Below are 12,000 nucleotides of genomic sequence, written 5' to 3' on the forward strand. Positions count from 1 at the left end.
ATATATACTTTTTACTCATGATATAGTTTTTAGTTTGTTTAGTTATTCGGCCTTTGGCTTACTGTAAAAATCATCAGCCAATGGTACTTCTGTTATCGACGCTTCTTCAAATACGATTGGATCACGCGCTGGTTCCAAAGGTACTCCATTTTCGTCTTTCTTGAACCAAGTTATAGATTTTGGCAATAATAAACCGTTAACGTTTTCCCAATCATTATATCTAATGATGTTAAACTGCTCTGATGGCTTTTTACTAAAATATGTTACTGTGTACCCTAACCATGCCATTTGCTTTGTGTTAGGATCGAAATAAAGATAGTAATTATCATCTGGAGAAACACCTACATTTGCTTCGTAAGAAATTTTTAATCCAGGATATTTTACACCTTCAAACTCTAATGGAGCTGTTTCAGAATATACAATTCCGTCATCTGCTAATACAAATGGCATTGCATAAAAATAGAAATATAAGTTGTAATAAAACTCAGGGTTCATTTTAGCTGCAGTAGAATCTTTTGGATTTAACCATACTTCTTTTCCATCGTAACCTAATGAAAAATTCTCTCCTTTTACTACAGCTTTTCTAGTAGGTAAATCTGTAGTATGCTCTTGTCCGTTTACTTTAAACTTTAAAACTCTTGCTTTTCTCCAAGCATCTAAACCTCCGTGCTTTTCAAAAACTTCTGTCAATTCAGCTGGAAAGTTATTTTCTTTTTTAGTTTCTTGTTCTTGCGGTGCTTCTTTGGTTACTTCTTTTTTAGCCTCTGTTTTACAAGCTGTCATAATAAGTACCACTAAAAATAATGTGATTAGTTTTCTCATTTTGTTTTGATTTTACAACATTTGGTCGTTTTTTTTCTGAAACATTACACTTTATTTCAAAAAATTCTTCACTTCCCTTCGAGTCACCTCAGGTGTCGTTCAGAATGACAAAAGGAGTATCAATGTCATCCTGAAAGAAACAAAAAACCTATCACATTTAACAAACATTATTCTAAACGATAGATTCTTCGTTTCACTCAGAATGACAAAAGAGTAAAGAATAGAAGGCTCTATTCTTGATCTGTAAGAGTTTTTGTAAATGCTACCAACGCTTTAATTTCTTTTGAACTTAGTTGAAGGTTATCAAAAGGTAAGGTTTGATTATCATTATGTAATCCTAAACCTGCTCCTCCTCCTTTGTTATAAAATTCCATAACTTCTTCTAAAGTATTATACACTCCATTATGCATATAAGGTGCTGTTTTTCCTGCATTCCTAATCGTAGGTGTTTTAAAGAAATGCTTTCGTTCTTCAGTTTTAAATAGATTATACCTCCCTAAATCTGTAGATAATTTTGGATTGATTGTATCTGTAGTAGCTGGCACACCAATAAACTCTAACTCTGTATCATTAAAATTAGGCGGTACCGTACCATTAAAAACAGGTGGAAAGTGGCATGTTGCACACATTCCTTTTCCCATAAATACATTAAACCCTAATTTTTCTTCATCAGTTAATGTATTCTCTTCTCCACGAATATTTTTATCGAACTTTGAATTAAATGAACTCAACGTTCTTATATACGATGCAATTGCATGTCTTATATTCATTCCTATTCGTTTGTTTCCATATAAATCTGCTATCTTCTCTTTATATTTTTTATTTTTTAATACACGTCCCACTATAGAGTCCATAGACATATTAAATTCGTTATGATTTTTAACAACTCCAACTACTTGTCCTTCTAAACTACCTGCTCGTGCATCTGTAAAAAAACTTTGTTGATATGCTGCATATGCTACTGTTGGTGTGTTTCTTGTTTGATTAACATCAAACGTTTTTCTACCATCTGTAAATGCTAACTCTTCTACATGACAGGTAGCACAAGCCATGTTATAATCTTTAGATAGCGAAGTATTATTAAATAACTCTTTACCAAAAATCTGTTTTTCTACCATGTTGGTAGTATCGTTTAAACGATCTGAAAAATAGGTGATATTCAAAGCATCTTCAGAAAAAAGTGTTGTCATATTATTAGATAATGCCATTTCAAAAGGAAAATTAACCTTCCAATCTTTTTGAATTTCTACTAACATTTCTAATTGTGGATCCGTATTCTTTTTTATAAAACTAAAACGATCAAAAGTATCAAAATCATGCTCCAACTCTTTTTGTGATTGTTGAAGAGAAACTATGAATTTATCCATTAATTCTTTTGAATGGAATTTTGATGCATTCATTTTTACAATATCAATTAAAGTTTGATACGTATAGGCACTTTCTAATAATGATTGGTTTAATACTGGAGAATCGAAACCTGTAATTCCTGTAGTAGCAATTCTTACTAGTTGATCTCTTATCAACCAAATAATATGATAATTTTTTAACTGTAATGAAAAGTTTTCTTTTATCAGTTTTAATCTAGCACTTGTTATATTTATTGCTCTTTTTAAGGTAACTGTATCTATTTCTGATTCATATAAATTCTCTTCAATCACTTGAAACCCTATAGGCTGTATCACTTTTGTATCTTGTGTATCTTCTCCTTTCACTTGAATAATATTAGGAGCATTTAGTGATTTATAGTTGTTCTTATCAGAATGTGATAAAATAGGCTCTAGTAATTTGAAATTTTTACGTGCTTCCATATAATATCTCTGCCCTTCTTCGGGTGCCAATTCATCAATATCTATACGATCTAAATTTGTGATTGCATTGGTTAAATACCTATTGTATAACTCAGAAATTTGTTCCGAAGTAGTATCTATAGCCTGATATTTTTGTTCTTTTTGATTACATCCTACAAACAAAAGCAAAAGACATACACAAAGGTATGCCTTAGCTTGACTTAATATGTCTTTCATGTTTTATCTTGCTAATCCAGTTACTAAATGTAATACAGAACCTTCTTTTCTATTTCCTAAATCTGGGTTTGCTAATGGATCTGTAAATGAAGTTCCATCTGCTGGCTCCCACCCATGATTTTGAGTAATTACTAAGAATGTATTTTTTCCGTTATTTACAACATCAGTAACATCTATCATACCTGTAATTTCCCAGCTTCTTGTATTTGTTCCATACCCCATAGTTGCTGCTCTATCTTGATCACACTCTAATACTGTTTTCATTTCTCCAGTATTTAAGTTGTACTGATATAATTTAGCATATCCAACAATGTCTGGATTTTCAGAAGCATATCCATTTGGATCTTCTTGAATGTATGCATAGCTTTCTGTAACTAAAATATTGTCTGGTGAATGAAATCCATCTGCTTTTCCACCATCTTTATCTCCATCTAATACACAAGTAATTTTTGCTGCTCCAGTTGGATTCGTATCATTTAACACTACCTTATAAACACGACCTAAAACTGTTCCTTTACCAATTAAACCTGCTTTATTACGTCCTGTTACTGCAAAATAAATTTCTCTTTGATTTCCTGCAGTTCCTCTTCTCCAATCAATATCTTCTAAACGAGAGAAGCCCATTACTCCTTTACTTTTTGCTTCTGTATCTAAGGCATTGATTTCTCTTTCTGTCAATTCAACAAATTCAGCATCATACTCAGTTCCTTCAACCATATCTACTTCGTATGTTACACCTGGAGAAGTAACTTTTAAACCGTATAATTTACCTCCTTCTAAATCTCCTCTATTTCCTACATACATTCCTAATTGTCCAGAAGGCACATCGTTATCGGAATGATCGTCTCCAATAAATGCAACTGTCTGATTTGGATATGCGTCTTTACCGATTACTACTGCATTTTCTGTAGACCATTGTCCAAAACCAGCTAATAACTTTCCTGTTCCTGCATCTCCAACAGATTTATATGGATCTGTAGCAAAAACTCCTTTCGAAGAACCTCCCCATTCTCCTCCTGATAAATACATTGGTCCAAAACCATGTTCTTCCATGGTAATCATAGAACCAGAACATTGTGCTGTTTCAGCAGTAGCAGCAGCATTTAAAATATATTCTCCCTCAGTTGGTCTTAAATTTTTGTTTAATTTAATTCTAGCAATAGAATAATCTGCTTCAATATTGTTGATTAATGTAAAAGTCCCATCTGCTTCTCTTAATAAACCAGCACCATCTGCCATGGACCCATAAACGAAATCTGGAGTTCCTGGAATTACATCTTCTGAAGATAAAATTGGCGTGATTTTTAAACCAACAAAATCGCTAGTTACTTTTAAGAAATTTGGTGTTTTAGATACTGTTAAGTAAACAGTTGCATCTGAACCATCTTGACCGTTCTGTCCGTCTTGACCATTTACTCCATCAACACCATCTACACCGTCTTTTCCATCTTCACAGGCAGTGAATGTAGTAAAGCTAATAGATAAAGCTAATAAGGCTGCTAAGCTTAGTTTTAAATTTTTCATTTGTGTCCTTTATTTAGTTTTGTTTTTTATTTCTTACAAAACAAGGACACAAGCTTAAAGTTTGAATCACCTCTATTTTAATTCCATTTTAACAAAATGTTACATAATTAAACTTAGCTTTAATAATTAGAATCAATTTAAATAAAGAAATAATTCATTTTTAATTAATAAAAAAAGCAACCATTTGATATGGCTGCTTTTGGAAATATATAAGGACTCTGAACTATTAATTTAGCCATGCATTTAACATCCAGATGGTTTTTTCCTGCTCTGCAATAAAATCACTCATCATTGAATTTGTTCCTTCATCATTTGCATCATCAGAAGCTTCTAAAATATTTCTTTCTATACTTAATAGTTCTGTCAAAGAACTTACCACTAACCTTACTGCTTCTTCATCATTACTCACACTTTTACCAACAGGTACACTTCCTACTTTAATATAATCTTCAAATGTATGTAACGGTTCTCCTTGTAAGGTTAACACTCTTTCAGCAATCATATCTATTTTCATTTGAGAATCTGTATACAATTCTTCAAACTTTACATGTAATTCAAAAAAGTTTTTCCCTTTAATATTCCAGTGTAATCCTCTCAAGTTTTGATAATACAACTGGAAATTAGCTAATAATGTATTTAAATCTGCAACTAATGCGTTTGTCTTTTCTTTATCTAGTCCAAGAATGGTTTTAGTCATTATGTTATTGTTTTTTAATTTTTAATTTTACACTTCAAAATTACAGCAAATAAACACCAATCAACTATTAGTTTGATTGATAGTTTTAATATATTTATCGAAATTTATTATAGATGACCATTACACAATTAAAATACACGCTTTCTGTTGCTGAGCATAAAAACTTTACAGTAGCTGCTGAACATTGTTTTGTCACACAACCAACATTAAGTATGCAAATTCAAAAATTAGAAGAAGAATTGGATGCTAAAATATTTAATAGATCTAAAAAACCTATTGAATTAACTCCAGTTGGTAAAAAGATTGTAGAACAAGCTAAAGTTATTGTAGATGAAAGCAATCGTATTATTGATATAGTGCATCAACAAAAAGGATATATTGGAGGAGAGTTTAAGTTAGGAATTATTCCTACTGTAATGCCTACTTTATTACCAATGTTCTTAAAGAACTTTACTCGTACTTATCCTAAAGTACAATTAATTATTGAAGAGTTAACTACTGAAGAAATTATCAGAAAATTATCTGATGGTTATATCGATGCAGCTATTGCTGCAACTCCATTAGGTAATGAAGCTATAAAAGAACGCGTATTGTATTATGAGCCTTTTGTAGGTTTAATTCCTGAAGAACATCGATTATATCAAAAAAAGCAATTATCTGTAGAGGATTTAGAGCTTGAGGATATTTTATTATTAGAAGATGGTCACTGTTTTAAAAATAGTGTGATTAATCTTTGTAAAATGAACAGGCTAGATGAGCACAAAAAGTTTCATTTAGAAAGTGGAAGTTTTGATACGTTAATAAAACTTTCTAAAGATGGTTTAGGTATGACATTATTACCATATTTAAATACGTTAGATTTAAATGAAGAAGATAGAGGTCATCTACGAGAATTCGAAACTCCACCACCTGCAAGAGAAGTGAGTTTAATTTACCATAAATCGCAATTAAAAATGCAACTTATAGAAGCATTAAAATCGAGTATCGATGGTATTATTAGAGGTGCTATTGCCTTTAGTGATGTTGAAATTATCAGTCCAATTCGTAAAGAATAGATCATAAAAAAAGGAAGCTAATAGCTTCCTTTTTTATTTATTTAATACTGTATGTATTACATTATGCATACATCTTTTCTCTTAACTCTTTTACTTTAGGATCATCTAAGTATTCATCAAAACTAGCATACTTATCAATTACTCCTTTTGGTGTAATCTCAATAATTCTATTTGCTACAGTTTGTGCAAACTCGTGGTCATGCGTAGTAAACAACACTGTACCTTTAAAGTTAATTAAAGAATTGTTTAACGACTGAATTGATTCAAGATCTAAGTGGTTTGTAGGTTCATCTAACATTAAAATGTTTGCTCTAGTCATCATCATTCTAGATAACATACAACGTACTTTTTCTCCTCCAGATAATACATTACTTTTCTTTAATGCTTCTTCTCCAGAGAAAATCATTTTTCCTAAAAAACCTCTTAAGAAAACTTCTTCTCTTTCCTCTTCTGTCTTTGCATATTGACGTAACCAGTCTACAAGATTTAATTCACCATTTTGGAAGAATTCAGAATTATCAGCTGGTAAATATGACTGTGTTGTTGTAACACCCCAAGCATATTTTCCTGCATCTGCTTCTTCATTCCCATTTATAATTTGGTAAAAAGCAGTTGTTGCTTTAGAGTTTTTAGAAATGATAGCTACTTTATCTCCTCTATTTAAGTTGATATCTACATTCGAAAATAATAATTCTCCTTCAATATCTGTCTTAGATAATCCTTCAATATTCAAAATTTGATCTCCAGCTTCTCTATCTCTATCAAAAATAATAGCTGGGTATCTACGACTAGAAGGCTTAATTTCTTCTACATTTAATTTTTCAATCATTTTTTTACGAGACGTAGCTTGTTTAGACTTTGCTACGTTTGCTGAGAAACGACGAATAAACTCTTCTAATTCTTTCTTCTTGTCTTCAGCCTTTTTATTAGCCTGTGCTCTTTGTTTAGCAGCTAATTGACTAGACTCATACCAGAATGTATAATTTCCTGAATAATTATTAATTTTTCCAAAATCAATATCAGAAATGTGCGTACAAACTGCATCTAAAAAGTGACGGTCGTGCGATACAACAATTACTGTATTATCGTAATTTGCTAAGAAATTTTCTAACCATGCAATTGTCTCAAAATCTAAGTCGTTGGTAGGCTCATCCATGATTAATACATCTGGATTTCCAAATAAAGCTTGTGCTAATAATACACGTACTTTTTGCTTACCATCTAAATCTTTTACTAAAGAGTAATGTAAATCTTCTTTTATTCCTAAGTTAGAAAGCATTGCTGCAGCTTCAGAATCGGCATTCCATCCATTCATTTCTTCAAACTGTACTTGTAGCTCTCCAATCTTTTCTGCATTTTCATCAGAATAATCTGCATACAAAGCATCAATTTCTTTCTTGATCTTATAAAGATCTTTATTTCCCATTACCACAGTTTCTAATACAGGGAATTCGTCAAAAGCATAGTGATCTTGCGATAATACCGACATTCTTTTTCCTGGCTCTAAGTGAACTTGTCCAGAAGTAGGATCGATTTTACCTGATAAGATTTTTAAGAATGTAGATTTTCCTGCTCCATTAGCTCCGATAATTCCGTAGCAATTCCCTTGTGTAAACTTAGTATTTACTTCATCAAACAATACTCGCTTACCAAACTGAACTGATAAATTAGAAACTGTTAACATTTTTCATTTTTTTAAATTCGATGCAAAAGTATAAAATACTCCTTTCTTTTACAGCATTTGTAGCACATAAATTATAGCGTTAAAAATCTCTTAGAATTTTGAATATTAACATCGAATTAACATCAAATTCTCGCCTATATTTCTATTTTTGATCGTTGATTTATACGCGTTTTAGTAATTATATGATTAGATATATTGTTCCCTTCTTATCCATCTTATTAGTTGGTTGTAGCCCCTCTAAGAAAGACGAATTAACATATTTTGGAGGAAAGATAATTAATCCAAAAAGTGATAACGTTACTCTTTATGACCATAATGACGAGGTGATAGACACAATAAAATTAAATCCTGATAATACTTTTACAGGTGCTTTTAAAGACTTTAAACCTGGTTTATATATGTTTAGGCATGGTACGGAATACCAGCATATTTTTTTAGAACCAAAAGACAGTCTTTTAATTCGTCTAAATACATGGGATTTTGATGAGTCTTTAGTATTTAGTGGAACTAATGCTCATCGTAACAATTTATTGGTAGAAACTTTTTTGGCGAATGAAGAACAGGAAAAAAACTTCTACAAGTATTTTAAATTGGCACCTAATGAATTTATGCATAAAATAGATTCTTTAAAAAATATAAAAGATAAATATCTAGAAAAATACTTAGCGGATAATGAAAATGTATCAGAACAATATGTAGATATACTTAAAATTGCATTATATTTTCCTTTGTATAAAAAAATTGAAGCTTTTATTATTGATAATAGTCTAAAGGAAACTCCTGAAAATTTAAGTGATGCATTTACAGCTCATAGAAAGGATATTAACATTGGTAAGGATTCTTTAATGTTTTTCCCTCCATATAGATTATATGTATTCAATAACCTATATAGTAACATTTATGAGCAGAATATAAAAGATGATAGTGATGACTTTACAATTGCCTTATTGAATAGCATTGATAAAAGAATTAATTCTGAAGAACTTAAAAATAAGCTTTTAAAGCAAACTACTATTCGTCATTTCTATAAAAAGACGAGTTGTAATATGAATAAAAAGGCTTATCAAACTTTTCTTTCATTATCTACAAATGAGAATGATAAAAAAGATATTTCTTTATTACTTAATGATGTAAAAGGTATTGTTAAAAATAGAAAATTACCAAACTTTAAAGTTCTTACTCCTCAAGGTTCTTTAGAAAATATAACAGACATTATAAAAAATGAAAAAGCTGTTATTTACTTCAGAAATAGAGAATACTCATCCGATGCTTGGGTTGCTTCAAGAGTAAACTTTTTAATTAACAATAATCCTAATGTAGAATTTTTAGTTATCAATATAGGTGATGACCAAAAACAATACATTAAAGATTTGAACATTAAATATCAATTTTTCTTAAAGAATAACAGTAAAGCACATCAATTTTTAACAAGTAAATATCCTAGAACCGTTTTGGTTAATAAAAAAGGAATTGTTATCAATAATTTTTGTTCTATAGCTGGCAAGAAATTTCAAAAACAATTATCTGAATTATAGAAGTTTATAAGAAATAACGATTACTTTATTTTTATTTCATTACTTTTGCGCCGTCCTAAAAATTAATAATAAGTTAAGAATTCGCGGATAGGGCATCTGTGAATTCGAATAAATTCACAGTATGTCTAAATTTATAGAGTTAGGTTTAAAAGAACCTATCACAAGAGCATTGACAGACTTAGGTTATGAAACTCCTACTGTCATTCAAGAAAAAGCAATTCCTCAAATTTTATCTTCTGAAGAAGATCTTAAAGCCTTTGCACAAACAGGAACTGGTAAAACAGCTGCCTTTAGTTTACCAATTGTTGAATTAGCAGATTATGATAATTCACAAACGCAAGCTATTATACTATCTCCTACCCGAGAATTAGCAGTTCAAATTGGAAAAAATATAGAAGACTTTTCTAAATATTTACCAAATCTTAAAGTTGCTACTGTTTATGGTGGTGCTAATATCGAGCAACAAATTAGACAACTTAAAAAAGGAGCACAAATTGTTGTTGGAACACCTGGTAGAACTGTAGATCTCATTAAAAGAAGAGCTTTAAAATTAGGCAATGTAAAATGGCTAGTTTTAGATGAGGCAGACGAAATGCTTAACATGGGCTTTAAAGACGAATTAGATAAAGTTTTAGAAGCTACACCAGAAGAAAAACAAACATTACTTTTTTCAGCTACATTCCCAAGAGAGGTAGAAGCAATTGCTAATAACTACATGCATAATCCTGTTGAAATTACTTCTGGACAAAAAAACCAAGGTTCAGATAATGTTTCTCATGAATATTATTTAGTTACTGAAAAAACTCGCTATCCTGCCTTAAAACGTATTGCTGATATCAATCCTGATATTTATGCAATTGTTTTTTGTAGAACACGTAGAGAAACTCAAGAAGTAGCAGATAAGTTAATACAAGATGGCTATAACGCTGATGCATTACATGGAGATTTATCTCAAGCACAACGTGATAGTGTAATGGAGAAGTTTCGTAAAAGAAACATCCAAATGTTAGTTGCTACAGATGTTGCTGCAAGAGGTTTAGATGTAGATAGCCTTACACACGTGATTAATCACAAACTTCCAGACCAAATAGAAAACTATAACCACAGAAGTGGTAGAACTGGTAGAGCTGGAAATAAAGGAATTTCTATTGCTTTAGTTAATAGAAAAGAACGCGGTAAACTAAACCCTATTGAAAGAATTTTAAAGAAGAAATTCATTCAAGTTTCAATTCCTACTGGAAAAGAAATCTGTGAAAAACAACTTTTTCACCTTATCGATAAGGTAGAAAATTCTGAAGTAAATACGGCAGAAATAGACACTTATTTACCGAGTATCTATGAAAAGTTAAGTACGTTTTCTAGAGAAGAATTAATTCAAAAATTTGTATCGTTAGAATTCAATTCTTTTTTATCGTATTATGAAAATGCACCTGATTTAAATAAAATCACTTCAAGAGACAGAGGCGAAAGAGGAGATAGAGAACGTGGAGGAAGAAACGGAAGAAGGATGTCTAGTGAAAATATGACTCGTTTCTTTATCAATCTTGGAAGAAAAGATCGCTTAAATCCTGCAAAACTAATGGGCTTAATTAATGAGCAAGGAATTAATAAAAGTGTAGAAATTGGTGCTATTGATATTTTAGATACTTTTTCATTTTTTGAGATTGATAAAAACTATGAAAGCCAAACATTAGATGCTTTTGCTTCTAATGCTCCTGATTTTAATGGTAGAAATGTAAATATCGAAATTACTAAGACTGAAAGAAAAGGCGGTGGCGGTAGAAGACGTAATAGCAGTAGAAGAAGGAACGATAGTGGAGGAAATGGCTCTTCTGGCGGATTTGGAAGATCTAGAAGAAGTAAACCTAGATCAAACAACAATAATGAAGGAGGAAGAGAAAGACGAGGATTTGGAAGATCAAGAAATAATAATAGAAAATAAAAAAAGCCGCTAATTAGCGGCTTTTTTTATTTTGTTTATATAGGGATTATAATAGTTAAAACTTATATGCTAATCCTACTTGAAATACATCAAACTTCGTAGTTACATCAAAACTTTGTCCTGAAAAAATATCTACTATAGGATCAGAAGTTCTATTATTCAATCCTAAAGAATATTTAGTTGTAATTGCTAACTTCTGTGTAATATCAAAAGCTCCTCCAAAAGCAATTCCAAAACCAAAATCGCTTAAGCTATTATCTTCATTAGCTAATAACAGATCAAATGTTGGACCAGCTTGTAAGTTAAACTTTTCAGCTACATAGTATTTAAACATTACAGGAAGGAATAATTTTTCTGTTTCTCCTCCTCCTGAAAAAATCTGTGCAAACTGAATTTCTGGCTGTATTTTTAACTTATCTGCCAATCCAAATTCACCAAAGAATCCTACATAATACCCTGAAGCTCCATTTGAGCCACTTCCTGACATGCCTTCTAAACTTGCAGTAAGTGTAAAATCATGGAATCCAGCAGAAACTCCAAAAGAAGATTGCCCAAAAGATTTCTCAGTAGTTAACAATAATGCAAATACGATACATAAAAATGGTAGTGTTTTTTTCATTTTTTTACAATTTTAATTAATAGTGAATTCAAATGTATTAAAATAAAAAACACAAGCAAAAGTTGCTTGTGTTTTTTAACATCTTTATTTTCTGACGA

The 12,000-nt window shown here is 30.9% G+C and carries 9 protein-coding genes; 3 read left to right on the top strand and 6 right to left on the bottom strand.

The features are described 5' to 3' along the window. Positions 1-42 precede the first annotated feature (42 nt). The 4 genes from ACKTTC_RS17680 to ACKTTC_RS17695 all read right to left on the bottom strand — a co-directional run bounded on the left by ACKTTC_RS17680 (position 43) and on the right by ACKTTC_RS17695 (position 5,067). A complete protein-coding gene (locus tag ACKTTC_RS17680) occupies positions 43-822 on the bottom strand; it encodes a DUF6503 family protein (RefSeq protein ID WP_408041187.1) in 780 nt (259 codons plus the stop codon). A 230-nt stretch (positions 823-1,052) separates the two neighbouring features. After that, positions 1,053-2,846, bottom strand: a complete 1,794-nt coding sequence (locus ACKTTC_RS17685; protein WP_408041188.1) for a cytochrome-c peroxidase — start codon at positions 2,844-2,846, stop codon at positions 1,053-1,055. A gap of 3 nt (positions 2,847-2,849) precedes the next feature. Further along, positions 2,850-4,370: an alkaline phosphatase PhoX gene (locus tag ACKTTC_RS17690; protein ID WP_408041189.1), complete on the bottom strand. Its 1,521-nt coding sequence runs from the start codon at positions 4,368-4,370 to the stop codon at positions 2,850-2,852. A gap of 226 nt (positions 4,371-4,596) precedes the next feature. After that, positions 4,597-5,067, bottom strand: coding sequence for a Dps family protein (locus ACKTTC_RS17695; protein WP_408041190.1), 471 nt, complete (start codon positions 5,065-5,067; stop codon positions 4,597-4,599). 113 nt (positions 5,068-5,180) lie between these two features. Between ACKTTC_RS17695 and ACKTTC_RS17700 the strand changes: the two genes are divergently transcribed. Next, positions 5,181-6,122, top strand: coding sequence for a LysR family transcriptional regulator (locus tag ACKTTC_RS17700; protein ID WP_408041191.1), 942 nt, complete (start codon positions 5,181-5,183; stop codon positions 6,120-6,122). A gap of 61 nt (positions 6,123-6,183) precedes the next feature. Here ACKTTC_RS17700 and ACKTTC_RS17705 read toward each other — a convergent pair whose 3' ends face one another. After that, positions 6,184-7,806: an ABC-F family ATP-binding cassette domain-containing protein gene (locus ACKTTC_RS17705; protein WP_408041192.1), complete on the bottom strand. Its 1,623-nt coding sequence runs from the start codon at positions 7,804-7,806 to the stop codon at positions 6,184-6,186. Positions 7,807-7,988: 182 nt separating this feature from the next. Between ACKTTC_RS17705 and ACKTTC_RS17710 the strand changes: the two genes are divergently transcribed. Continuing rightward, a complete protein-coding gene (locus ACKTTC_RS17710) occupies positions 7,989-9,341 on the top strand; it encodes a TlpA family protein disulfide reductase (RefSeq protein WP_408041193.1) in 1,353 nt (450 codons plus the stop codon). A 121-nt stretch (positions 9,342-9,462) separates the two neighbouring features. Next, positions 9,463-11,283, top strand: a complete 1,821-nt coding sequence (locus ACKTTC_RS17715; RefSeq protein WP_408041194.1) for a DEAD/DEAH box helicase — start codon at positions 9,463-9,465, stop codon at positions 11,281-11,283. Positions 11,284-11,338: 55 nt separating this feature from the next. Here ACKTTC_RS17715 and ACKTTC_RS17720 read toward each other — a convergent pair whose 3' ends face one another. Beyond that, positions 11,339-11,902 (bottom strand): outer membrane beta-barrel protein, encoded by a 564-nt coding sequence (locus ACKTTC_RS17720; RefSeq protein ID WP_408041195.1) that lies wholly within the window; start codon positions 11,900-11,902, stop codon positions 11,339-11,341. Positions 11,903-12,000 lie beyond the last annotated feature (98 nt).

The sequence above is a fragment of the Tenacibaculum amylolyticum genome (assembly GCF_964511145.1).
Classification (GTDB): Bacteria; Bacteroidota; Bacteroidia; order Flavobacteriales; family Flavobacteriaceae; genus Polaribacter; species Polaribacter amylolyticum.